Source organism: Pseudomonas sp. MWU15-20650, assembly GCF_023242475.1.
In the GTDB taxonomy this organism is placed as follows: domain Bacteria; phylum Pseudomonadota; class Gammaproteobacteria; order Pseudomonadales; family Pseudomonadaceae; genus Aquipseudomonas.
In genome coordinates this window covers 52,220-75,548 of sequence record NZ_JALJFG010000005.1, presented here as the reverse complement: position 1 = coordinate 75,548, position 23,329 = coordinate 52,220, and the positions used below count along the sequence as shown (strand labels likewise).

General features: G+C 60.1%; 21 protein-coding genes. 15 read left to right on the top strand and 6 right to left on the bottom strand.

What is annotated here, in order from left to right; translation table 11 throughout:
- Positions 1–34: 34 nt before the first annotated feature.
- Complete coding sequence (locus M5B43_RS07000; RefSeq protein WP_248749408.1) at positions 35–1,012, bottom strand: dipeptidase; 978 nt, start codon at positions 1,010–1,012, stop codon at positions 35–37.
- Positions 1,013–1,232: 220 nt separating this feature from the next.
- Here M5B43_RS07000 and M5B43_RS06995 point away from each other — a divergent pair, with 220 nt between their 5' ends.
- Genes M5B43_RS06995 through M5B43_RS06985 form a run of 3 tightly spaced genes read left to right on the top strand, consistent with a single transcriptional unit; the run spans position 1,233 to position 2,610 of the window.
- Positions 1,233–1,634 (top strand): lysozyme inhibitor LprI family protein, encoded by a 402-nt coding sequence (locus tag M5B43_RS06995; RefSeq protein ID WP_064454459.1) that lies wholly within the window; start codon positions 1,233–1,235, stop codon positions 1,632–1,634.
- 40 nt (positions 1,635–1,674) lie between these two features.
- A complete protein-coding gene (locus M5B43_RS06990; protein ID WP_248749407.1) occupies positions 1,675–2,157 on the top strand; it encodes a hypothetical protein in 483 nt (160 codons plus the stop codon).
- A 36-nt stretch (positions 2,158–2,193) separates the two neighbouring features.
- Positions 2,194–2,610: a DUF3010 family protein gene (locus M5B43_RS06985; RefSeq protein ID WP_248749406.1), complete on the top strand. Its 417-nt coding sequence runs from the start codon at positions 2,194–2,196 to the stop codon at positions 2,608–2,610.
- A 124-nt stretch (positions 2,611–2,734) separates the two neighbouring features.
- On the opposite strand, the gene M5B43_RS06980 is transcribed toward M5B43_RS06985, so the two are convergent.
- Positions 2,735–3,901 carry an AAA family ATPase gene (locus M5B43_RS06980; RefSeq protein WP_248749405.1) on the bottom strand — a complete coding sequence of 389 codons (1,167 nt, stop codon included), beginning with the start codon at positions 3,899–3,901 and terminating at the stop codon, positions 2,735–2,737.
- A gap of 68 nt (positions 3,902–3,969) precedes the next feature.
- Positions 3,970–4,914: a GlxA family transcriptional regulator gene (locus M5B43_RS06975; RefSeq protein WP_248749404.1), complete on the bottom strand. Its 945-nt coding sequence runs from the start codon at positions 4,912–4,914 to the stop codon at positions 3,970–3,972.
- 194 nt (positions 4,915–5,108) lie between these two features.
- Here M5B43_RS06975 and M5B43_RS06970 point away from each other — a divergent pair, with 194 nt between their 5' ends.
- The 6 genes from M5B43_RS06970 to M5B43_RS06945 all read left to right on the top strand — a co-directional run bounded on the left by M5B43_RS06970 (position 5,109) and on the right by M5B43_RS06945 (position 10,272).
- Complete coding sequence (locus M5B43_RS06970) at positions 5,109–6,053, top strand: choline ABC transporter substrate-binding protein (protein ID WP_248749403.1); 945 nt, start codon at positions 5,109–5,111, stop codon at positions 6,051–6,053.
- A gap of 74 nt (positions 6,054–6,127) precedes the next feature.
- Positions 6,128–7,015, top strand: coding sequence for a 3-keto-5-aminohexanoate cleavage protein (locus M5B43_RS06965; RefSeq protein ID WP_248749402.1), 888 nt, complete (start codon positions 6,128–6,130; stop codon positions 7,013–7,015).
- Between the two features lie 84 nt (positions 7,016–7,099).
- Positions 7,100–8,065 carry an L-carnitine dehydrogenase gene (locus tag M5B43_RS06960; RefSeq protein WP_248749401.1) on the top strand — a complete coding sequence of 322 codons (966 nt, stop codon included), beginning with the start codon at positions 7,100–7,102 and terminating at the stop codon, positions 8,063–8,065.
- A gap of 13 nt (positions 8,066–8,078) precedes the next feature.
- A complete protein-coding gene (locus M5B43_RS06955) occupies positions 8,079–8,558 on the top strand; it encodes a thioesterase family protein (protein ID WP_248749400.1) in 480 nt (159 codons plus the stop codon).
- 9 nt (positions 8,559–8,567) lie between these two features.
- Entirely contained in the window at positions 8,568–9,728 is a 1,161-nt protein-coding gene (locus M5B43_RS06950) for a gamma-butyrobetaine dioxygenase (RefSeq protein ID WP_248749399.1), read from the top strand.
- 280 nt (positions 9,729–10,008) lie between these two features.
- Positions 10,009–10,272 (top strand): hypothetical protein, encoded by a 264-nt coding sequence (locus tag M5B43_RS06945; RefSeq protein WP_248749398.1) that lies wholly within the window; start codon positions 10,009–10,011, stop codon positions 10,270–10,272.
- Between the two features lie 112 nt (positions 10,273–10,384).
- Here the strand turns inward: M5B43_RS06945 and M5B43_RS06940 are convergent, their stop codons facing one another.
- Complete coding sequence (locus M5B43_RS06940; RefSeq protein ID WP_065938176.1) at positions 10,385–11,488, bottom strand: GlxA family transcriptional regulator; 1,104 nt, start codon at positions 11,486–11,488, stop codon at positions 10,385–10,387.
- A 452-nt stretch (positions 11,489–11,940) separates the two neighbouring features.
- Positions 11,941–13,317: an L-serine ammonia-lyase gene (locus M5B43_RS06935; protein WP_248749397.1), complete on the bottom strand. Its 1,377-nt coding sequence runs from the start codon at positions 13,315–13,317 to the stop codon at positions 11,941–11,943.
- A 404-nt stretch (positions 13,318–13,721) separates the two neighbouring features.
- On the opposite strand from M5B43_RS06935, the gene M5B43_RS06930 reads away from it, so the two are divergent.
- The 3 genes from M5B43_RS06930 to choV all read left to right on the top strand — a co-directional run bounded on the left by M5B43_RS06930 (position 13,722) and on the right by choV (position 16,756).
- Complete coding sequence (locus M5B43_RS06930; RefSeq protein WP_248749396.1) at positions 13,722–14,669, top strand: choline ABC transporter substrate-binding protein; 948 nt, start codon at positions 13,722–13,724, stop codon at positions 14,667–14,669.
- Between the two features lie 66 nt (positions 14,670–14,735).
- A complete protein-coding gene (gene choW / locus M5B43_RS06925) occupies positions 14,736–15,581 on the top strand; it encodes a choline ABC transporter permease subunit (RefSeq protein ID WP_150295675.1) in 846 nt (281 codons plus the stop codon).
- Positions 15,578–16,756: a choline ABC transporter ATP-binding protein gene (gene choV / locus M5B43_RS06920; RefSeq protein WP_248749395.1), complete on the top strand. Its 1,179-nt coding sequence runs from the start codon at positions 15,578–15,580 to the stop codon at positions 16,754–16,756. The genes choW and choV overlap by 4 nt, the downstream gene beginning before the upstream one ends.
- Before the next feature lie 113 nt (positions 16,757–16,869).
- Here the strand turns inward: choV and M5B43_RS06915 are convergent, their stop codons facing one another.
- Positions 16,870–18,804, bottom strand: a complete 1,935-nt coding sequence (locus M5B43_RS06915) for a BCCT family transporter (protein WP_248749513.1) — start codon at positions 18,802–18,804, stop codon at positions 16,870–16,872.
- A gap of 391 nt (positions 18,805–19,195) precedes the next feature.
- Between M5B43_RS06915 and betI the strand changes: the two genes are divergently transcribed.
- The 3 genes from betI (at position 19,196) to betA (ending at position 23,204) form a co-directional block, all read left to right on the top strand.
- The gene (betI, locus tag M5B43_RS06910; RefSeq protein ID WP_248749394.1) at positions 19,196–19,789 is read left to right on the top strand and encodes a transcriptional regulator BetI; all 594 of its coding nucleotides are present in this window, start codon (positions 19,196–19,198) and stop codon (positions 19,787–19,789) included.
- Between the two features lie 110 nt (positions 19,790–19,899).
- Positions 19,900–21,372 (top strand): betaine-aldehyde dehydrogenase, encoded by a 1,473-nt coding sequence (gene betB / locus M5B43_RS06905; protein ID WP_248749393.1) that lies wholly within the window; start codon positions 19,900–19,902, stop codon positions 21,370–21,372.
- Between the two features lie 128 nt (positions 21,373–21,500).
- On the top strand, positions 21,501–23,204 hold the full coding sequence (betA, locus tag M5B43_RS06900) for a choline dehydrogenase (protein ID WP_248749392.1): 1,704 nt from the start codon (positions 21,501–21,503) through the stop codon (positions 23,202–23,204).
- Positions 23,205–23,329: the final 125 nt, after the last annotated feature.

Below are 23,329 nucleotides of genomic sequence, written 5' to 3'. Positions count from 1 at the left end.
GGATGACCGGAGGAAAAGAAGTGTCAGCGCTGGCTTATTCGCCCCAGACGTCCTTGAGCACGTTGACCCAGTTCTCGCCCATGATCTTGCGCACCACGCGCTCGCTGTGGCCGCGCTTGAGCAGGGTCTCGGTGAGGTTGGGGAACTCGCCCACGGTGCGGATGCCCAGCGGGTTGATGATCTTGCCGAAGCTGGTCAGGCGGCGGGCGTAGCCCTTGTCATGGGTCAGCATTTCGAAGAAATCCTGGCCATGGCCCTGGGTGAAGTCGGTGCCGATACCGATGGCGTCTTCGCCGACGATGTTCATGGTGTATTCGATGGCTTCGGCGTAGTCGTCGATGGTTGAATCGATGCCCTTGGCCAGGAACGGCGCGAACATGGTCACGCCGACAAAACCGCCGTGGTCGGCGATGAACTTGAGTTCTTCATCGGACTTGTTGCGCGGGTGTTCTTTAAGCCCCGAGGGCAGGCAGTGGGAGTAACACACCGGCTTTTTCGATTCGAGGATGACTTCTTCGGAGGTTTTGGAGCCAACGTGGGACAAGTCGCACATGATGCCGACACGGTTCATTTCGGCGACGATCTCGCGCCCGAAGCCCGACAGGCCGCCATCCCGCTCATAGCAACCGGTGCCCACCAGGTTCTGGGTGTTGTAGCACATCTGCACCACACCCACGCCAAGCTGCTTGAAGATCTCGACATAGCCGAGCTGGTCTTCAAACGCATGCGCGTTCTGGAAGCCGAAGATGATGCCGGTCTTGCCCTGCTCCTTGGCGCGGTGGATATCGGCGGTGGTTTTCACCGGGATCACCAGGTCGCTGTTCTCGCGGATCAGTTTCTGGCTGGCGGCAATATTGTTAATGGTGGCCTGGAACCCTTCCCACACCGACACGGTGCAGTTAGCGGCGGTCAGGCCGCCTTTGCGCATGTCCTCGAACAGCTCGCGGTTCCACTTGGCAATGATCAGCCCGTCGATAACGATGCTGTCGGCGTGCAATTGCGCTGGGCTCATCAGGCGTCCCCTTATTGGCGATTCATGCGCCGAATCGTCTGCCGGCGCTTTGGGGCCAGCATATGCCCAGGGGCCGACGGAGCCGGGTGCAAAAACGACAGGGGAATTGCCGAAAGCGTCAATCCACGACAAAGGCCAACATGACATCTCTGGCTGACGTCTGTTCTTTGTCCCACGCTTGAGCCAGAATTTGCCCCATCACTTGATATGAGACGGCGCAATGAAATCAATTTTCCTGGCTTTGGCACTCATCGCAACCGGCGTCCACGCGGCGGAAGACACCGACAACACGCCCTGCGATGGCATCGAGAACGACAAGCAAACCCTGGAATGCGCCACGTTCAACAAGACCACTGCCGAGCAATTGCTCAAGGACAACTACCAGGGGCTGCTCGAACGCATGGGGTCGACCTATGGCAGCAACAAGTCGCAGTTGGCCGACATTACCGCTCGTCTGAAGGACGCCCAGCAGAAATGGGAGAAGTTGCGTGACGCCGATTGCGCGGTGGACACCTTCCCGGCGGTGAACGGCAGCAAAGACTATGCGATCCAGCAGAATGACTGCCTGGCGCGGATGAGTGATGAGCGGTCGGAGTTTTTGGAGTCGATCGGCCAGGAATAAGCCGGTTGCAAGCGCCAAGGATTATTGAAAAGGAATTCACATGTATTACCCACGCGAAGCGCAGAGGGATTTCCTCTACACGCGCGCCGCCCTGCTGTTTTTAGCCATGCTGATACTGTCGCTGATGCTGAGTTTGTCGGTGAGCCGGGGCGCACCTTTTGCACTGATAAAGGCGGCGCCCATCGAAACCATCGGGCACATCACCCAACTGGAACGCCTCAGCGCCTGGGCCTCCAGCATCAACGTGTATTACGCCTTCGAGCATGAAGGCCAACGCATGGAAGGCATGGTGAACAACAGCAGCTACGTCGACGACCCTGGCTACGAAGTGGGCGGCCCGGTCCCCGTGGTGTACTCAAAATGGTTTCCGACGGTGCATAACATCAAGGCGAACTTTAAATCGAGTTCGCCTAACTTCTACATTATGAGCGTAAGCGCCGGCCTGATGGTGGTGTTCTCGATACTGATGTTCTGGACGGCGCATCAGATCTATCAACATCAAGAAGAAGACCGGCATTACTGATACTCGCCACTCAGCCCCATTTTAATAGGCCATTGAATGACTATCTGCGGCATCGAAATCAAAGGCAGCGAAGCCATCATTGCTGTCGCCTCTCAGGACAACCAGGCGCTGACCCACGTCGCCCTGGCCACCAAGAAAATCGCGCTTGGAGATGACGATGAAGCGGCGAACGTCAAAGCCTTCGCCGCCCAGGTGAAGGCGTTTGTGCAGGCAAACGCCATCACCCGCATCGCGATCAAGAAGCGCAGCAAGAAAGGCGAATTTGCCGGTGGCCCGACCACGTTCAAGATTGAAGGCGTGTTTCAGTTGCTGGAGGGGGTTGAGGTGACACTGCTGTCGCCGCAGACCATCAATGCGCAGAACAAGAAGCACAACGTTGAGTTGCCGGCTTCGCTGAACAAGTATCAGCACGAGGCTTACAAAGCGGCGTGCTCGGCGCTGGTAAAGAAATAAACCACGACGCATATCAAATATGGGAGGGGGCTTGCCCCCGATGTCGGGGTGTCAGTCACTGATAGGCTGCTGACCCACCGCTATCGGGGGCAAGCCCCCTCCCACATTGGTTTTGTGGTGCGCTTCAGCGCTTGTGCAGCAGCCAATCCCCGAATGACTTGTCTTCCAGGGCATACCCGCCACGGCTCGACTTCCACACCAGCTCCTTGTCGCGCAGCGCATCAATGCACGCCTGTATGGTCTGGGTGCCCGGCACCACATCGCTGCCCATGTCTTCCAGCGCCTTGCTGACCGCCGTGAGTGTGCTGTCGGTAAAGGGCGCGAAGGGTTCATTGTTTTGTGAACGCGCCACCATCACCTCCAGCACAGCGCGCTGGGGGACGGTGAGGTTGTTCCAGGCACTTTCGAACTCCGTCCATACGCCCGCGCGCAGGAATTCGGCGCGACTGTGCAGCAATTGGCCCAGGTTGCTGGCCTCACCCAGTTCCAACGCCACTTCACCGATGATGGTGCGCAGCATCTCGGGACGACGCCCTACCAACTCAAACGCCTCATCGATATCTGCAGCGTTGAATTGATTGGTTTCGGCCAAGTGCGCGTTGAGGTGCGCGGTGTAAGCCTGGGTGAACGCTTTGCCGAGCAAGGGGAACGGCGTGATGCTGGAGCCGAAGAACGGCTGGCTTTTGCCCAACACCAAATGCGCAAGCTTGTCACGATTAGAACCGGTGAACACGAGATGCAAGCCGCTGCCCTCCTCGTCACGGCCTTGGTTGAGCTGATCCCGGGCGGCCTTCAACGCGAACATCGCGTTGATACCGGACTCGGTGGTTAAAGCATGCTGGGCTTCGTCAATCACCAGCACCACAGGTTTTTCCGCCGCGCTGTGCAGCAACTCCAGGGCTTGGGTCAGTGTGGCACCGACGGGCAATTGTGGCTTGGTGAAGTCCCAGGACAGGGTGCGCAGAAAGCTTAGTTTCTCGATGCCGATGTTCTTGGCCAATTTGCGAATGCCCTTCTCAAAGGGAACCAGCGCAGCGGCAATGGCGCTGGCGATCAATTCCGCCGGATCTTTCTCTTTATCGGCCCAGAGATCGACATACACCGCCAGCCAACCCCGCAGCTGACACTCGGGGATCAGGTCTTCACGCAAAAAGGTGCTTTTGCCGGTGCGGCGCGGCGCCGCGAGAAACAGGCCAGAGGTAAAATCCTGAATACCGGCCCCCACCAAACCATCGGCGATACTGCTTGCCAGGGCGGGGCGGCGAAACACGAAGCCGCTGTTCTTCGACATGCTTTTATACTCAATTATGGAAATGACTATAAATTATAGTAGCTAGTATAATTAACTATAATTGCCCGTCAAACCACCTCTCGTCGCCGATCCTCCCTTGGGCACTTGGCAAACCGCGCCCGATAGCTGCGCGTGAAGTAAGAAGGCGACTCAAACCCGCACGCAATACTCACCTCCAGCACGCTCATGTCGCTCTGACGCAATAGCTGCCGGGCTTTCTCCAGGCGCAGGCCGAGGTAGAAGTTGCTTGGCGTGTCGTTCAAATGCAGACGAAACAACCGCTCCAACTGGCGCCGGGTGACTTTGATCGCCTCGGCCAGTGCCAGGGTGGTCAGCGGCGGTTCGGTGTGTTGTTCCATTTCACCGATCACTTGCACCAGCTTTTTGTTGTTGATGCCGTAGCGCGTGGCGATCTGCATGCGCTGGTGGTCTTTGCGCGGACGGATGCGCCCGAGCACAAATTGCTCGGACACCTGGATAGCCAACTCAGGGCCATGGGCCTGGGCAATCAGGTCGAGCATCAGGTCGATGGAGGCGGTACCGCCGGCGCAGGTGATGCGACGGCGGTCGATTTCGAACAATTCCTGGGTCACGCTCAGGTGCGGGTACGACTCCTTGAAGGCGTCGATGGCTTCCCAATGCAGGGTCAGGCGGTAGCCGTCGAGCAGGCCCGCCTCGGCCAGCACACAGGCACCGGTGTCGATGGCGCCGAGGGTCACGCCGTCGTGGTCGAGACGGCGCAGCCAGTGCTCCAGGGCCGGCGTGGCGGACTGCAACGGCTCGAAGCCGGCCACCACCATCAAGGTCGCGCCTTTCTTCAACGGCTCCAGCGCGGCGTCGGCGTTGACCGACATGCCATTGCTCGCCAGCACCGCGCCGCCGTCGGCACTCAATATGTGCCAGCGGTACAGCTCGCCACGAAAGCGGTTGGCCACCCGCAGCGGCTCCAGCGCAGAGATAAAGCCAATGGCCGAGAACCCCGGCATCAGCAAAAAGTAGAAATCCTGGGACATGGTGGCGCTCTCGTCGGACGGGCAGCGTGGTCACTGTGATACGCCAGTTCTACGGGCCATTCAAGAGCACAGGTCGCTGCAGTGCAAGAGCGAGTCGCCGCCGTGCGTTTTGTTGCCCCGCAAGCTGCGTAACTTGATCGCACGGCGCATAAAGACGCCGGCTCCCACAATAACGACCTGCCGAGGGATCCACCATGAACCGACTGATCAGCCGCTGTGTGCTTGCACTCAGCGCCAGCGCCATCTTGAGCACGAATGTACTGGCGGCCGACGCGGCGTCTTGCCAGAACGTACGCATGGGCGTGGTGAACTGGACCGACGTGATCGCCACCAGCGCCATGACCCAGGTATTGCTCGATGGCCTCGGCTACAAGACCAAACAGACCAGTGCCTCCCAGCAAATCATCTTCGCCGGCATCCGCGACCAGCGCCTGGACCTGTTCCTCGGTTACTGGAACCCGCTGATGACCCAGACCATCACCCCGTTCATCGATGCCAAGCAGGTCAAGGTCCTTGAGAAACCGAGCCTGGAAGACGCCCGCGCGACCCTGGCCGTGCCGACTTACCTGGCGGACAAGGGCCTGAAAACCTTCGCCGATATCGCCAAGTTCGAAAAAGAACTGGGCGGCAAGATCTACGGCATCGAACCGGGCTCCGGCGCCAATACCCAGATCAAGGCGATGATCGCCAAGAACCAGTTCGGCCTGGGTAAATTCCAGCTCGTGGAGTCCAGCGAGGCCGGCATGCTGGCCGCCGTGGACCGCGCCGTGCGCCGCAAGGAGGCCGTGGTGTTCTTCGGCTGGGCGCCGCACCCGATGAACGTCAACGTTGCGATGACCTACCTCACCGGCAGCGATGACGCGCTGGGGCCGAACGAAGGCATGGCCACGGTGTGGAGCGTCACTTCGCCGAACTACGCCGAACAGTGCCCCAACGTGCACAAACTGTTGACCAACCTGACCTTCACCGCCGCCGACGAGAGCCGGATGATGCAGCCGTTGCTGGATCACAAAGACGCCATCGAGTCGGCCAGGCAGTGGCTCAAGGATCACCCGCAAGACCAGGCCCGCTGGCTGGAAGGTGTGACGACCGTCGACGGCAAACCGGCTGCGGCCAACCTGCAATTGACGAGCAAATAACCTGTTTCGAATCACCGTTTCGCGGTCATTTCCGATCGCGAACGGCATCACCACGCCTGCAAGGAACCTGCCTCATGAACCATGACGTCATCATCACCTGCGCACTCACCGGTGCTGGCGACACGACCGCCAAAAGCCCGCACGTGCCGGTCACCCCCAAACAAATCGCCGCGGCGGCCGTAGAAGCCGCCAAGGCCGGCGCCACCGTGGTGCACTGCCATGTGCGTAACCCGCAGACCGGCAAGTTCAGCCGTGACGTCGCGCTGTATCGCGAGGTGATGGAGCGCATCCGCGAGGCCGATATCGACATCATCGTCAACCTCACCGCCGGCATGGGTGGCGACCTGGAGATCGGTGGCGGCGAGAACCCGATGGAGTTCGGCCCCAATACCGACCTGGTCGGCCCACTGACTCGCCTGGCCCACGTCGAGGCACTGCTGCCGGAAATCTGCACCCTCGATTGCGGCACCCTGAACTTCGGCGATGGCGACACCATTTACGTGTCCACCCCGGCGCAACTGCGTGCGGGAGCCAAGCGTATTCAAGAGTTGGGGGTAAAGGCCGAGCTGGAAATTTTCGACACCGGCCACCTGTGGTTCGCCAAGCAAATGATCAAGGAGGGACTGCTCGATAACCCGCTGTTCCAACTGTGCCTGGGCATTCCATGGGGCGCGCCGGCCGATACCACCACCATGAAAGCCATGGTCGACAACCTGCCCGCCGACGCGGTGTGGGCCGGTTTCGGGATCGGCCGCATGCAGATGCCAATGGCCGCACAAGCGGTGCTGCTGGGCGGCAACGTGCGCGTCGGCCTGGAAGACAACTTGTGGCTGGATAAAGGCGTGCTCGCCACCAACGGCCAACTGGTTGAACGCGCCAGTGAAATCCTCAGCCGCCTGGGTGCACGGGTCATGACCCCGGCCGAAGGCCGAATCAAGATGGGCCTCACCAAGCGCGGCTAACCCTCCTGCCGAAACCGGATCAAAAATGTGGGAGCGGGCTTGCTCGCTCCCACAGGGTTCTTCACATTATTCAGGATTGTCGACATGAGCTTTATCACTGAGATCAAAACCTTCGCCGCCCTCGGCAGCGGTGTTATCGGCAGCGGTTGGGTGTCCCGCGCCCTGGCCCACGGCCTGGATGTGGTCGCCTGGGACCCGGCGCCCGGTGCCGAAGCAGCGCTGCGCAAACGCGTCGCCAATGCCTGGGGAGCCCTTGAGAAACAGGGCCTGGCGCCCGGTGCCTCCCAGGACCGCCTGCGCTTTGTCGCCACCATCGAAGAATGCGTAAAAGACGCCGACTTCATCCAGGAAAGCGCCCCCGAGCGCCTGGCGTTGAAGCTGGAGCTGCACAGTAAGATCAGCGCGGCGGCCAAGCCCAACGCGTTGATTGGTTCGAGCACGTCGGGCCTGTTGCCAAGTGAGTTCTACGAAGGTTCGACCCACCCGGAACGCTGCGTGGTCGGCCACCCGTTCAACCCGGTTTACCTGCTGCCGCTGGTGGAAGTGGTGGGCGGCAAAAACACCGCGCCGCAAGCGATCCAGGCGGCGATCAAGGTGTATGAATCCCTGGGCATGCGCCCGCTGCATGTGCGCAAGGAAGTGCCCGGCTTTATCGCCGACCGTTTGCTCGAAGCGTTGTGGCGGGAGGCGTTGCACCTGGTCAATGACGGTGTGGCAACGACCGGTGAAATCGACGACGCCATTCGGTTTGGCGCTGGTTTGCGCTGGTCGTTCATGGGCACATTCCTGACCTACACCCTCGCGGGCGGCGATGCCGGGATGCGGCACTTCATGGCGCAGTTCGGCCCGGCGTTGCAGTTGCCGTGGACCTACCTGCCGGCACCGGAACTGACCGACAAGCTGATCGATGATGTGGTCGATGGCACCCGCGATCAGCTGGGCACACACAGCATCTCGGCGCTGGAGCGCTATCGTGATGATTGCCTGCTGGCGGTGCTGGAGGCGGTGAAAACCACCAAGCAAAAGCACGGCATGGCCTTTGCCGAATAACAGGAACCCCACCATGCCTGCACTGACCACCTACACCACCCAAGTCCTGCCGGGCTGGGTGGATTACAACGGCCACCTGCGCGACGCGTTCTACCTGCTGATCTTCAGCTACGCCACCGATGCGCTGATGGACACCCTCGGCCTGGACAGCGAAAACCGCGAAGCCAGCGGCCATTCGCTGTTCACTCTGGAACTGCACCTGAACTACCTGCATGAAGTAAAGCTCGGCGCCGAGGTCCAGGTACACACCCAACTCATCGCCTACGACGCCAAGCGCCTGCACCTCTATCACAGCCTGCATCGTGTGGGCGAAGAGCGAGCGCTGGCCGGTAACGAACAGATGCTGTTGCATGTCGATCTCGCCGGCCCGCACTCGGCACCGTTCACCGAGGCCACGCTGGAAAAACTTGCCGCCATCAGCGCTGAACAGACGGACCTGCCAAGACCCGCCCTGCTTGGCCGAGTGATTGGACTGCCGCCCCAAAAACCATAAGGAATCGCCATGCAAACCGCCGCCGCTGTTGCCGACTTCCGTACGTACCCGAAGACCTGCGACCTCGCCGATGTGCAGGTACTGAACGATCATATTCGCGTGGAATGGGCCGATGGTCGCATCAGCCCATTCCATCACCCGTGGTTGCGGGACAACTGCCCGTGCGCGGAATGTGTGTACAGCGTGACCCGCGAGCAGGTGCTGGAGATCGTTGATGTGGATGAAAACCTCAGCGCCATCGCCGCCCGTATTGATCAGGGTTTTCTGAGTGTGGAATGGAGCGGTGGCCATCGCAGCCAGTACGATCCCGGCTGGTTGCGGGCCCACGCCTACGACGATGCATCCCGTCACGAACGCCACGCCAAAAAGCCCAAGCCGCAGTTGTGGAATCACACGCTCAAGCTGCCGGTCTTCGACTACGCGGCGGTGATGGAAGACCCCAATGCCCTGCTGCAATGGCTGCTGGCCTTGCGTGACGTGGGGCTGACGCAAATCCGTGGGGTGCCCACCGAGCCGGGCTCCCTGGCGTTGGTCGCCAAACGCATTGCCTTTATTCGTGAGAGCAATTTCGGTGTGCTGTTCAATGTGCAATCCAAGGCCGATGCCGACAGCAATGCCTATACCGCTTTCAACCTGCCGCTGCACAGCGACTTACCCACACGAGAGCTGCAACCGGGGCTGCAGTTTCTGCATTGCCTGGTGAATGAGGCTGACGGCGGCGAAAGTATTTTTGTCGACGGGTTTGCCATCGCCAACGTGCTGCGTGCCGAAGACCCTGAGGCGTTCGACGCCCTGTGTGAGATCCCGGTGGAGTTTCGCAACAAGGATCGGCACAGCGACTACCGCCGCCTTGCACCGATCATTGCGCTGGATGCCTCGGGGGACGTGGCGGAAATTCGCATGGCCAACTTCTTACGCGGGCCGTTTGATGCGCCGGTCGAGCAGATGCCGTTGCTGTATCGCGCTTATCGACGTTTTATCGCCATGACACGCGAGGCGCGTTTTCGCCTGGTCAGGCGCCTGAACCCGGGTGAACTGTGGTGCTTCGATAACCGCCGCACCTTGCATGCGCGCAATGCGTTTGATCCCGCCTCCGGCGCGCGGCATTTCCAGGGGTGCTACATCGACCGGGATGAGCTGCTCTCGCGGATTCTGGTGTTGCAGCGCTAGACCACGGTGTGGCCACCCACAATCTCGGGCAAAAAAAGCCCCGGTCCAGCCGTGACTGGATCGGGGCAGAGCGCTTTGTGTAAGCATCACATCCCGAGGGTGACCAAACCTTCAAGTTGCTTGCCTGGCCTTCAGTGTGCCTATTACTGCTATCGGTAAATGACCCGAAAACGACCTGTTCATAGCCATCTGAGCCATTCGTTGATTCTGCCCTTGCCGACCGACCGAGGGCCTACCAGAATCCAAGTCGATCTCCGTTCCCTACACCAGGATAAACGTCATGATGCACGCGGATTTGATTGACCAGGATGACCTGCTGGGCCAACTGCGCTCGCTGGGCTTTGAAGTGTCCAGCGGCGCCAGCGCCGAGCAGGCGTGCGAATGTGCGGTGCGTGGTTTGAGCGCTATCCGGGCCAAGGCACTCAAGGGCATGGTTGAGCAGATGTACTCCGGTAGTGCGACGATTCTGCCGGCCGTTCGCCAGGCGATCGACAAGCAGCTGTTACCGGCCCTGGTGCAGTTCAAGCAGAACTCTGGCGCCTGAGGCGCCGCTGATCGGGAGCAAGCCCCCTCCCGCATTGACTGTATTCGCACATTTGAACGTGTGAACACAGTCAATGCGGGAGGGGGCTTGCTCCCGATAGCAGCACTTCGGCTTAGAGCCTTACACTGGCAAAAGTCGACTCATTCCGAGCCTGGCTCAACGCCGACATCGGCCCCGACAATGGTGACAACACCAGCGCCTGAGGAATCGGCATCATCGCCACTTGCTGGGTGGTGTTGGAGCCTACGCGCTCATCCCGCGGCGGAATGCCGAAGTATTCGCGGTAGCACTTGGAGAAGTGAGGCGTGGAGACAAACCCACACACCGACGCCACTTCGATGATCGACATCGGCGTTTGCTTGAGCAACTGCCGTGCACGGATCAGGCGCAGCTTGAGGTAGTAGCGCGACGGCGAGCAGTGCAGGTATTTCTGGAACAGCCGCTCCAGCTGGCGACGAGACACGGCGACGTAGACCGCCAGTTCATCCAGGTCGATCGGCTCTTCCAGGTTGGCTTCCATCAACGCAACAATTTCCTGCAGCTTCGGCTGGTTGGTGCCGAGCATGTGCTTGAGCGGCACACGCTGGTGATCCTGTTCGTTGCGGATGCGTTCGTACACAAACATTTCGGAGATCGCCGCCGACAATTCACGGCCGTGGTCGCGGCTGATCAGGTGCAGCATCATGTCCAGCGGCGCGGTGCCGCCGGAGCTGGTAAAGCGGTTGCGGTCGAGGGTGAACAGTCGGGTGCTCATCGACACACGCGGGAAAGCTTCCTGCATCGACGCCAGGCATTCCCAGTGCACGCTGCAATCGAAACCATCGAGCAAACCGGCGCAGGCCAGTGCCCAACTGCCGGTGCACACGGCGCCGAGGCGGCGAGACTGGCGCGCCTGGCTTTGCAGCCACGACACGTGTTCACGGGTGACCGTACGCTGGATACCCACGCCGCCACAGACAATCACCGTGTCCAGGGCCGGGGCTTTGTGCATGGAAGCATCGGGAGTGATTTGCAGGCCATCGCTGGCCCATACCTGGTTGCCGTCGACACTCAGGGTTGTCCAGCGATACAGCTCGCGACCGGACAGCTGGTTGGCCATGCGCAGGGGTTCGACTGCTGACGCCAGGGAAATCAGCGTGAAATTGTCCAGCAGCAAAAAGCCGATGGATTGAGGCGCACGGTTCTGGGGTTGGGCCCCGGAGTTGAACGACGTCATCGCGGTATCTCCTCACACAAAGCGGGTGATGGCCTCAGGCGAGGCTCTTGTTATTGCGCTCCGCTCCAGCGAGGAGAGAGGCTTTGAATTGATAGAGCAAATGCCATGCCTAAAATTGAATGGCTATTCAATAACTCCTGAAAACGACCTGATGACGCGTCTATATAAGCCCGCGCGGTAAGTGCGGGATATACCCTAAAAGGATGTAGGAACAAGCCCGCTCAAGGGGGTGTGAGCAGATCGGTAGCACTTGTGGGAAGGCGCTTTGAGAGCGTAGGGAAAGTCTGTCACCCAAAGCACGGGGAAGGGTCCGTGGGGCAAAAAATCGTTTGGGAGCTACTTATCTGTTTGCGACGCGCTAAAAGGTGGCGCGCTGGGATCCGAGTGTTCACTTTATGAGCAGTGTCGATCCTTTGTGGCGAGGGCGCTTGCTCCCTCGCCACAAAAGCAGGTCAGCACTCAACCGCGCTGACCGCCAACCCACCGCGCGATGTCTCTTTGTACTTGTCGTGCATATCGGCCCCGGTATCGCGCATGGTGCGGATCACCCGGTCCAGGGAGATGAAGTGCTGGCCGTCACCCCGCAGGGCCATCTGCGCAGCGTTGATCGCCTTCACCGCTGCAATCGCGTTGCGTTCGATGCACGGCACTTGCACCAACCCGCCCACCGGGTCGCAGGTCAGGCCGAGGTTGTGCTCCAGGCCAATTTCCGCCGCGTTGCACAATTGCTCGGGCGTGGCGCCCAGGATCTCCGCCAACCCGGCGGCAGCCATCGCGCACGCGGAACCCACCTCCCCCTGGCAGCCCACCTCAGCCCCGGAGATCGATGCGTTCTTCTTGCACAATATCCCCACCGCTGCCGCGCTGAGCAGGTAGTCGACCACGTTGGCTTCGGTCACGTCGTCGCTGAACTTCATGAAGTAGTGCAACACCGCCGGAATGATCCCCGCCGCGCCATTGGTCGGCGCCGTCACCATGCGCCCACCTGCGGCGTTTTCTTCGTTGACCGCCAAGGCGAACAGGTTGACCCACTCCATGGCACTCAAGGTCGAACCGATCACATTGGGTTTGTTCAATTCCTGCAAGCTGCGGTGCAACTTGGCGGCACGACGGCGCACGTTCAGGCCACCGGGCAGGATGCCTTCGTGCTTGAGGCCCTGCTCCACGCAATCTTGCATGGCACGCCAGAGTTTCATCAGGCCGCTGCGGATGTCTGCTTCGCTGCGCCAGACTTTCTCATTGGCGAGCATCAACTCGGCGACACGCAGGTTGTGGGTCTTGCACAACTGCAACAACTCCACCGCACTGGAAAAATCATAAGGGAGCTCAGTGCGATCCATGTCGGCTACGCCGCTTCGGGCCTGGGCCTCATCGACCACGAAACCGCCACCGACGGAATAGTAGGTGTCACGATGCAACTCGCCGTCATCGCCATACACCACCAGAGTCATGGCATTGGGGTGGAACGGCAGGTTTTCGTCGAGCAGGCGCATGTCCCGAGCCCAGACGAAGGGCACCGGCAGGCGACCGTCGAGCAATAGCGTGTCGGTCTCGCGCAAGGTATGAATGCGCAGGCCAATTTGCGACGGGTCGATCGCGTCCGGCCACTCGCCCATCAGCCCCATGAGGGTGGCGGTGTCGCTGCCGTGGCCGATGCCGGTGGCCGACAGCGAACCGTACAGCTGCACTTCAACGCGCCGAACCTGTTCCAACAGTTCACGCTCACGCAACGTTTGTACGAACAACGCCGCGGCGCGCATGGGGCCGACGGTGTGAGAGCTCGAAGGCCCGATGCCGATCTTGAACAGGTCGAAAACACTGATAGCCATTGCCGTGAAACTCCTAGATAAACACGGGCCAGCTGCTACGCTCAATCCGCCCGAATAGGGGCATCATCAAGCTTTTGTTGCCCCTCACGGCGTCTCACACCGACGCACCCATGCTCACGAGCGTCGCGCACGAGCGATCAGGCGTTTTGGCCGTTTTTAGCGGTGCAGATGGATAAAAACTGCAGTTTTGCCGCTGGAAAAATCTGTAAGCGACGTCACCGACACTGGATACGACCATCCCTGTACTGGATACGACGCCCCCTGTAGGCGTCAGATTTTCACTGGTACATGATCAGTCTCGACTCGCTTACAAGGCACCGTGCCGCCGCCTCAAAGCACGCTCCAACCGCAACCCTTATAAAGCGCGGCGAATGCCGCCAGAAAAAACACAGGAGTCTAGCCCCATGAAAGGTTCACCCTCGTTGTTGTTGGCCGCCATGCTGAGTCTGCCAGTCCTGGCGCACGCTGCAGAACCGGCACAATGTCAGACCGTCAACTTCTCCGACGTCGGCTGGACCGACATCACCGTCACCACCGCCACCACCAGCGAGATTCTCAAGGGCCTGGGCTACAAGCCACGCACCACGATGATTTCGGTACCGGTGACCTACAAGTCCCTGGCCGATGGCAAGAACATGGACATCTTCCTCGGCAACTGGATGCCGACCATGGAAAACGACATCAAGCAGTACCGTGATGCCGGCACCGTGGAAACCGTGCGCGCCAACCTTGAGAACGCCAAGTACACCCTGGCGGTACCGGAGGAGTTGTATAACAAGGGCTTGAAAGACTTCGCCGACATTGCCAAGTTCAAGGATGAGCTGGGCGGCAAGATCTACGGTATCGAGCCGGGTAACGACGGCAACCGCACCATCCAGACCGTGATCGACAAGAACCAGTTCGGTCTGAAAGACGCGGGCTTCAAAGTGGTGGAATCCAGCGAAGCCGGGATGCTCTCGCAGGTAGAACGTGCCACCAAGCGCGGCCAGGCCATTGTGTTCCTTGGCTGGGAACCGCACCCAATGAACACCCGTTTCAAGATCAAGTACCTGACCGGGGGTGACGACTCGTTCGGCCCCAACTACGGCCAGGCCACCATCTATACCAACACCCGCAAGGGCTACACCCAGGAATGCAGCAACGTGGGCCAGTTGCTGAAGAACTTGTCGTTCACCCTGAACATGGAAAGCTCGCTGATGGGTAACGTGCTGGACGACAAGATGAAGCCGGACGCCGCTGCCAAGGCGTGGCTGAAGAAGAACCCGCAAGTGCTCGATACCTGGCTGGCCGGTGTCACCACGGTTGATGGCAAACCTGGCCTGGAGGCCGTCAAAGCTTACCTCGACAAGTAACTGCTGACCCCGGGGCGGTACGCTGCCCCGGGATGTTTTCCCCTTCGCATGTGGACATTCACTACCATGCTGACTGAACAGAAAATCCCACTAGGCCAGTACATCGCTGCCTTCGTCGAATGGTTGACCAAACACGGTGCCAACTACTTCGACGCAATCGCATCGACCCTGGAAACGATGATCCACGGTGTGACGTTTGCGCTGACCTGGTTCAATCCGCTGGCATTGATCGGTCTGATTGCGCTACTCGCTCACTTTATTCAACGCAAATGGGGCCTGACCGTTTTTGTCATCGCCTCCTTCCTGCTGATCCTGAACCTGGGGTACTGGCAGGAAACCATGGAAACCCTCGCGCAGGTGCTGTTCGCCACCCTGGTCTGCGTGGTCATCGGCGTGCCGCTGGGCATTGTTGCCGCGCACAAACCGATGTTCTACACCCTGATGCGGCCGGTGCTCGATCTGATGCAGACCGTACCGACCTTCGTCTACCTCATCCCTACCCTGACCCTCTTCGGGCTGGGCGTGGTACCCGGCCTGATTTCCACGGTGGTGTTCGCGATTGCCGCGCCTATCCGCCTGACCTACCTGGGTATCCGCGATGTTCCCCAAGAGTTGATGGATGCAGGCAAAGCCTTTGGCTGCTCACGCCGTCAGTTGCTCTCGCGGATTGAACTGCCACACGCCATGCCGAGCATTGCTGCCGGTATTACCCAATGCATCATGCTGTCGTTGTCGATGGTGGTGATTGCCGCCCTGGTGGGTGCCGACGGCCTCGGCAAGCCCGTGGTCAACGCACTCAACACCGCCGACATCGCCCTGGGCTTTGAAGCGGGCCTGGCAATCGTGTTGCTGGCCATCATGCTCGACCGTATTTGCAAACAACCCGACGCTAAAGTAGGGGGTGATGCATGAGCATTATCCGATTCGACAAAGTCGACGTGATCTTCTCCAAAGACCCACGCGAAGCGCTCAAGCTGCTGGACCAGGGCATGAGCCGTAACGAGATCCTGAAAAAGACCGGGCAGATTGTCGGCGTTGAAAAGGCCAGCCTGGATATCGAGAAAGGCGAGATCTGCGTGTTGATGGGCCTGTCCGGCTCCGGCAAATCCAGCCTGCTGCGCTGCATCAACGGCCTCAACACCGTGAGCCGTGGCCAACTGTTTGTGGAGCATGAAGGGCGCCAGATCGACATCGCGTCCTGCACGCCCGCCGAGCTGAAAATGATGCGCACCAAGCGCATCGCCATGGTGTTCCAGAAGTTCGCCTTGATGCCCTGGCTGACCGTGCGCGAGAACATCAGCTTTGGCCTGGAAATGCAGGGCCGGCCGGAGAAAGAGCGGCGTACGTTGGTTGATGAAAAGCTCGAACTGGTGGGCCTGAGCCAATGGCGCAACAAGAAGCCCGACGAGCTGTCCGGCGGCATGCAGCAGCGTGTCGGCCTGGCCCGCGCACTGGCGATGGACGCCGATATCCTGCTGATGGACGAACCCTTCTCGGCCCTCGACCCCTTGATTCGCCAGGGCCTGCAGGATGAGCTGCTGGAACTGCAACGCAAGTTGAGCAAGACCATCGTGTTCGTCAGCCATGACCTGGACGAGGCGCTCAAGCTGGGTAGCCGTATCGCGATCATGAAAGACGGCAAGATCATCCAGTACAGCGTGCCGGAAGAGATCGTGCTGAACCCGGCGGACGACTATGTGCGCACCTTCGTCGCCCACACCAACCCGCTGAACGTACTGTGCGGCCGCAGCCTGATGCGCACCCTGGACAACTGCAAGCGCATTAACGGCTCTGTGTGCCTGGACCCAGGTGGCGACTCATGGCTGGACTTGGCCGAGGGCAATACCATCAAGGGCGCTCGCCAGAATGGCGCGGTGATGAACCTGCAGAACTGGGCACCGGGGCAAGCCGTGGAAGGTTTGGGCCGGGTACCGACGCTGGTGGACTCGAACATCGGCATGCGCGATGCGTTGCAGATTCGTTATCAGACGGGGAACAAGCTGGTGTTGCATGACAACAACAAGGTGGTGGGGATCTTGGGCGACAGTGAGCTCTACCATGCCCTGCTAGGCAAAAACCTCGGCTAGCCAACACCGCAAAACCAACTGTAGGAACGGGGTCAAAATGTGGGAAGGGGCTTGCCCCCTCCCACATTTTGGTCCCAGTGGTGTCGGTGCGGACACCCCCTGGGCTTCAACTATCAGCTATAGACACGGCCAAGGAGCTGCCGATGGCTTTCAAACTGATCGAGCACATCCCGGGTAATCTGCTCCTGGGCAAAGCCCATCAGGTCGTACTCTTGAGGCCCGTTGTGCAGGTAAACCTCGGCCCGGTAGTAACGCGTGCGCTCTTCCTCGGGCAAGTCGTTCGATGCCGACGAGTAAGCATCCAGGCTCACTTCATAGACAAACGGGTTGCCCTCTTCCATCTCGATACGTACACCGATACAGCGCTTGGATTTGCCCAGCAAGGTCTGCACTTGCAGCCCTTGATCACGCAATGCCGTCGCCGCTTCTTCCAGCGCCGGCGTAACGTGCTTGTCCATAAAACGTTGCACGGTCGCCTGGCTCGGCTGCAGGTCCAGGGCGGTCAAACGCTCGCTGAAACCACGGCGGCCACGCTCAGCCAATTGCGCCTGTTCCTGCTCGATCGCCACATCCTGGCGCATGGCCTTGTGCAAGCCGAACATGAAGAAAATCAGCACCACCGAAAACGGCAGCCCCGCCAGTACCACCATGGTTTGCATGGCTTCGAAGTTACCGGCGAACAGCAGGCCGATGGTCACCAGCGTGATCACCGCCGACCAGAAGATGCGCAGCCAGTGCGGTGCATCTTCGTCCACGTTGCCGCCTTTGCAGGAAAGGTTGGCCATCATCACCGCGCCGGAGTCCGCCGGGGTCAGGAACAGCACAAAACCCACAAAGATCGACACACCGATCACAATTTTCGACGCGGGGTAATGCTCAAGCAGTTGGTAGATGGCCATGGAAGGTTGTTCCAGTGCCGTCTTGCCCAACTCCACCGCACCGTGGTTCAGCACCAGGTCCAGGGCCGAGTTACCGAAGATCGACAGCCACGCCAGCGTAAAGCCCAGCGGGATCAACAACACGCCGGCCACCAGTTCACGCACCGTACGACCACGGGAAATACGCGCGATGAACATGCCCACGAATGGCGCCCAGGAAATCCACCACGCCCAATAGAACAGCGTCCACAGGCCCATCCAGCGCTCGGTCTTGTTAGCATCGCCTTCGTACACATACAGGTCGAAGGTTTTCAGCACGATCCCGTTCAGGTAGTCACCGGTGTTCTGCACCAAGCCATTGAGCAGGTGCAGGGTCGGGCCAAACAGCAGCACAAAGATCAGCAAACCGCTGAACAACACGATGTTGAGGTTGGACAGGCGACGAATGCCGTTTTCCACACCCGACACGGCGGCGATGGTCGCCACAGTGCTCATCACGATGATCACGATCAGCAGGTTGGTGTTGCTGTGCTCCATGCCAAACAGGTTTTCCAACCCGGACGACACCTGCATCGAACCAATCCCCAGGTTCGTGACCAGGCCCAGCAAGGTCACGAACATGCCGAAACCGTCCACTGCGTGGCCGGCCGCGCCTTTGACCCAGCGCTCGCCAACCAGCGGATACAGCGCCGAACGCAAGGCCAGCGGCTGGTTATGACGGTACGCGAAGTACGCCACGGCCAGGCCGACGAGCGCGTAGATCGCCCAGCCATGCAGGCCCCAGTGCAGGAAGGTCAGTTGCAGCGCCTGGCGTGCCGCGCCGTTGCTGGCGGCGGCGCCTTCCGGCGGGTTGAAGTAGTGGTCCAGAGGTTCCGAGGCGCCGAAATACAGCAGCGAGATGCCGATGCCCGACGAGAACAACATGCCGGCCCAGGCGCCGTAGCTGAAGTCCGGGGTGTCGTCCTTGCTGCCCAGTTTCAACTTGCCGTAGGAGGAAAACGCCAGGCCCACCACAAACACGAGGTAGGCGGCGATGACCACCATGTAGTACCAGCCAAAGCTTTTCGAAAGCCAGGCTTGGGCGACGCCGAGCAAGCGCCCGGCCTCCTGCGGGGCGATGATCAGAATGGCGGTCAACAACAGAATCAGCGCGGTGGAGGTGTAGAACACCCAACCGTTGACCCGGACCTTTTCTGGCGGGGTCTTTATAAGAGAGGCAGAACTCATGGCGCAGATGCTCCAGGCAGTGCGAGAGAGAAACACAAGGCAGCGGTTATCCCGGGACATCGATTTTTCGGCAGTCGACGGACGGGTGTTATAAAGACACCCCGAAAATGCTTGAGCCGCGCCGAAGCGCTGGCCAGGCCCTGATACGGCCTGTTTCAAGGGTTTTTGCAGGTGTCATGTGCCGAGGCTCACAGGTAGGAAATATCTGTAGGCAGCGACCATTTGTCGCAGATCTTATTCTTTGTTGATTGAACGTTCAATCAAAACAAAATAGACTGGCCCTCAAGCCGACGGACGTTTATCGCCAGTCGGCAGGCCTAAGGAGAGGTGCTACATGCCCAAGGTCGGTATGCAACCCATACGCCGCCAGCAGTTGATCGAAGCCACGCTAACGGCCATCGATCAGGTTGGAATGGGAGATGCCAGCATTGCGCTGATCGCCCGTTTGGCCGGCGTCTCGAACGGCATCATCAGTCACTACTTTCAGGACAAGAACGGCCTGATCGCAGCGACGATGCGCTACCTGATGAATGCGCTGATCGAGAACGTCCATGAACGCAGGCTGGCGCTGAAGGATGACAGCCCACGGGCACACATTCAGGTGATCATCGGAGGTAACTTCGATGCCAGCCAGGTCAATGGACCGGCAATGAAAACCTGGCTGGCCTTCTGGGCCGCCAGCATGCACCACCCGTCTTTGCACAGGTTGCAGCGGATCAACGATCAACGTCTGTATTCCAACCTGTGCTGCCAGTTCCGCCGGGAGCTGCCGCTGCCTGAAGCGCGCAGCGCGGCACGGGGGCTGGCGGCTTTGATCGACGGTTTGTGGTTGCGCGGTGCCCTGTCGGGAGACGCTTTCGACACGGCGCAAGCGCAACGGATCGCTTACGAATACATGGATTTCCAATTGGCCAAGCAGGTGAGTTAGAGCCCTTATAAACGCTCAACCCCTGAACGTCTGTCGCTCAGTGTTGCCACCCCCTTATGGCCCACTTTGCGGCAGGTAACGCCAACCACTTATGCACTTGCGAGGACTTTATGGCCCGTTTCGACCTGCAAAAACTCTACATTGACGGCGGCTACAGCGACGCTGGCAGCGATGCCACCTTCGAAGCCATCAACCCGGCTAACGGTGAAGTTCTCGCCCAAGTGCAACGTGCCACGAAAGAAGACGTTGAACGTGCTGTGGTCAGCGCCGAGAAAGGCCAGAAAATCTGGGCCGCGATGACCGCCATGGAGCGTTCGCGCATCCTGCGTCGTGCCGTCGACATTCTGCGCGAGCGCAACGACGATCTGGCCGCCCTGGAAACCCTGGACACTGGTAAAGCCTTCTCCGAAACCAAGTACGTCGACATCGTCACTGGCGCTGACGTGCTGGAATACTACGCCGGCCTGGTGCCTGCTATCGAAGGCGAGCAGATCCCCCTGCGCGACACCTCGTTCGTCTACACCCGCCGCGAGCCGCTGGGCGTAGTCGCCGGCATCGGCGCGTGGAACTACCCGATCCAGATCGCCTTGTGGAAATCCGCACCGGCCCTGGCTGCCGGTAACGCGATGATCTTCAAGCCAAGCGAAGTCACCTCGCTGACCACCCTGAAACTGGCCGAGATCTACACCGAAGCCGGCGTTCCAGCGGGCGTGTTCAACGTACTGACCGGCAGCGGCCGTGAAGTCGGCACCTGGCTGACCGAGCACCCGCGCATCGAGAAAGTTTCGTTCACCGGCGGCACCGACACCGGCAAGAAAGTCATGGCCAGCGCTTCGAGCTCCTCGCTCAAGGAAGTGACCATGGAACTGGGCGGCAAGTCGCCATTGATCGTGTTCGAAGACGCCGACCTGGATCGCGCGGCCGACATCGCGATGATGGCCAACTTCTACAGCTCCGGCCAGGTCTGCACCAACGGCACTCGCGTGTTCGTGCCCAAGCACCTGCAAGCGGCCTTCGAAGCCAAGATCGTTGAGCGTGTTGCGCGTATTCGCGTTGGCAACCCACAAGACGACAACACCAACTTCGGCCCGCTCGTCAGCTTTGCCCACATGGAAAGCGTGCTCGGCTACATCGCCAAAGGTAAGGAAGAAGGCGCCCGCGTACTGTGCGGCGGCGCCCGCCTGACCGATGGCGACTTCGCCAAAGGCGCCTTTGTTGCCCCGACCGTGTTCACCGACTGCACCGACGAGATGACCATCGTGCGCGAAGAAATCTTCGGCCCAGTGATGAGCATCCTCACCTATGAGACCGAAGAAGAAGTGATCCGTCGTGCCAACGACACCGACTTCGGCCTGGCCGCTGGCCTGGTGACCCGCGACCTGAACCGCGCCCACCGCGTGATTCATCAGCTGGAAGCGGGTATCTGCTGGATCAACGCCTGGGGCGAGTCCGACGCGAAGATGCCGGTCGGTGGCTACAAGCAATCCGGTGTAGGCCGTGAGAACGGCATCAGCTCGCTGAACAACTTCACCCGCATCAAATCGGTACAGGTTGAGCTGGGCGACTACGCATCAGTGTTCTGATGAGCCCCAAGCGGCAAGCTTCAAGCTGTAAGTAAAAGCAGCTTGGTTTGCCGCACCTCCCAGATACACCGCTCGCTGCCTTTTCTTGCAGCTTGAAGCTTAAAGCTTGCAGCTCTCAAGGAGCCCCCATGACTCAAGAATACGACTACATCATTGTTGGCGCAGGTTCTGCGGGCAACACATTAGCGACCCGTCTGACCGAAGACGAAGGCGTCACCGTCCTGCTGCTGGAAGCCGGTGGCCCGGACTACCGTTTTGACTTCCGTACCCAAATGCCGGCCGCCCTGGCGTTCCCGCTGCAAGGCCGCCGCTACAACTGGGCGTACGAAACCGACCCAGAGCCACACATGGATGGCCGCCGGATGGAATGCGGTCGCGGCAAGGGCCTGGGTGGTTCTTCCCTGATCAACGGCATGTGCTACATCCGTGGCAACGCGATGGACTACGACAACTGGTCGAAGCTGCCAGGTCTTGAAGACTGGACCTACCTCGACTGCCTGCCGTATTTCCGTAAAGCCGAAACCCGCGATATCGGCCCGAACGACTACCACGGTGGCGACGGCCCGGTCAGCGTGACCACCCCCAAAGCCGGCAACAACCCACTGTTCCACGCCATGGTTGAAGCTGGCGTACAGGCCGGTTACCCGCGTACCGACGACTTGAACGGCTACCAGCAAGAAGGCTTCGGCCCGATGGACCGTACCGTCACGCCCAAAGGCCGTCGCGCCAGTACCGCTCGCGGTTACCTGGACACCGCCAAGAAGCGTTCGACGCTGACCATCGTCACTCACGCCCTCACCGACAAAGTGCTGTTCGAAGGCAAACGTGCGGTCGGCGTGCGTTACCTGATCGGCGCGGCCGAAGAACGTGTTGAAGCCCGCGCCCGTAAAGAAGTGCTGGTGTGCAGCGGCGCAATCGCTTCGCCGCAACTGCTGCAACGCTCCGGGGTCGGCCCGGCCAAACTGCTGGAAAGCCTCGACATCCCGGTGGTCCACGACCTGCCCGGCGTCGGCGAAAACCTGCAGGACCACCTTGAGCTGTACCTGCAATACGCCTGCACCCAACCAGTGTCGCTGTACCCATCGCTGCTCTGGTACAACCAGCCGGCCATCGGTGCCGAGTGGCTGTTCAACGGCACCGGCATCGGCGCCAGCAACCAGTTCGAAGCCGGCGGTTTCATCCGCACCCGCGAAGAATTCGATTGGCCGAACATCCAGTACCACTTCCTGCCGGTGGCGATTAACTACAACGGCAGCAATGGCGTGAAAGAGCACGGTTTCCAGGCACACATGGGTTCCATGCGTTCGCCGAGCCGTGGTCGCATTCAACTGAAGTCGAAGAACCCACGGGACTACCCGAGCATCCTCTTCAACTACATGGCCACCGAGCAGGACTGGCAGGAATTTCGCGACGGCATCCGCCTGACCCGTGAAATCATGCAACAGCCGGCACTGGACAAATACCGTGGCCGCGAAATCAGCCCGGGCATCGACGTGCAAACCGATGAGCAACTGGACAAGTTCATCCGCGAGCACGCCGAAACCGCGTTCCACCCGTCCTGCTCGTGCAAGATGGGCACCGATGACATGGCGGTCGTGGATGGCGAAGGCCGCGTACATGGCATGCAGGGTCTGCGTGTGGTCGATGCGTCGATCATGCCGATCATCACCACCGGCAACCTGAACGCGCCGACGATCATGATCGCCGAGAAAATCGCCGACAAGATCCGTGGCCGCAAGCCATTGCCGCGCAGCACTGCGGATTACTACGTGGCAGGCGATGCGCCGGTGCGTGGCAAGCCGTTGCGTGAAGTGGGCCCGACTGCGCAATAACCCATCCCTGTACGTGGCGAGCGGGCTTGCCCCGCGTTGGAGTGCGTAGCGCTCCCAAGATTTTTGGGGCCGCTGCGCGGGGCAAGCCCGCTCGCCACAACGGGGCACGTGCCACAAAGAATCGC

Coding starts and splice junctions, on each gene's coding strand:
- M5B43_RS07000 (WP_248749408.1), bottom strand. CDS start 1,012: ATGAGCCCAGCGCAATTGCACGCCGACAGCATCGTTATCGACGGGCTG.
- M5B43_RS06995 (WP_064454459.1), top strand. CDS start 1,233: ATGAAATCAATTTTCCTGGCTTTGGCACTCATCGCAACCGGCGTCCAC.
- M5B43_RS06990 (WP_248749407.1), top strand. CDS start 1,675: ATGTATTACCCACGCGAAGCGCAGAGGGATTTCCTCTACACGCGCGCC.
- M5B43_RS06985 (WP_248749406.1), top strand. CDS start 2,194: ATGACTATCTGCGGCATCGAAATCAAAGGCAGCGAAGCCATCATTGCT.
- M5B43_RS06980 (WP_248749405.1), bottom strand. CDS start 3,901: ATGTCGAAGAACAGCGGCTTCGTGTTTCGCCGCCCCGCCCTGGCAAGC.
- M5B43_RS06975 (WP_248749404.1), bottom strand. CDS start 4,914: ATGTCCCAGGATTTCTACTTTTTGCTGATGCCGGGGTTCTCGGCCATT.
- M5B43_RS06970 (WP_248749403.1), top strand. CDS start 5,109: ATGAACCGACTGATCAGCCGCTGTGTGCTTGCACTCAGCGCCAGCGCC.
- M5B43_RS06965 (WP_248749402.1), top strand. CDS start 6,128: ATGAACCATGACGTCATCATCACCTGCGCACTCACCGGTGCTGGCGAC.
- M5B43_RS06960 (WP_248749401.1), top strand. CDS start 7,100: ATGAGCTTTATCACTGAGATCAAAACCTTCGCCGCCCTCGGCAGCGGT.
- M5B43_RS06955 (WP_248749400.1), top strand. CDS start 8,079: ATGCCTGCACTGACCACCTACACCACCCAAGTCCTGCCGGGCTGGGTG.
- M5B43_RS06950 (WP_248749399.1), top strand. CDS start 8,568: ATGCAAACCGCCGCCGCTGTTGCCGACTTCCGTACGTACCCGAAGACC.
- M5B43_RS06945 (WP_248749398.1), top strand. CDS start 10,009: ATGATGCACGCGGATTTGATTGACCAGGATGACCTGCTGGGCCAACTG.
- M5B43_RS06940 (WP_065938176.1), bottom strand. CDS start 11,488: ATGACGTCGTTCAACTCCGGGGCCCAACCCCAGAACCGTGCGCCTCAA.
- M5B43_RS06935 (WP_248749397.1), bottom strand. CDS start 13,317: ATGGCTATCAGTGTTTTCGACCTGTTCAAGATCGGCATCGGGCCTTCG.
- M5B43_RS06930 (WP_248749396.1), top strand. CDS start 13,722: ATGAAAGGTTCACCCTCGTTGTTGTTGGCCGCCATGCTGAGTCTGCCA.
- choW (WP_150295675.1), top strand. CDS start 14,736: ATGCTGACTGAACAGAAAATCCCACTAGGCCAGTACATCGCTGCCTTC.
- choV (WP_248749395.1), top strand. CDS start 15,578: ATGAGCATTATCCGATTCGACAAAGTCGACGTGATCTTCTCCAAAGAC.
- betI (WP_248749394.1), top strand. CDS start 19,196: ATGCCCAAGGTCGGTATGCAACCCATACGCCGCCAGCAGTTGATCGAA.
- betB (WP_248749393.1), top strand. CDS start 19,900: ATGGCCCGTTTCGACCTGCAAAAACTCTACATTGACGGCGGCTACAGC.
- betA (WP_248749392.1), top strand. CDS start 21,501: ATGACTCAAGAATACGACTACATCATTGTTGGCGCAGGTTCTGCGGGC.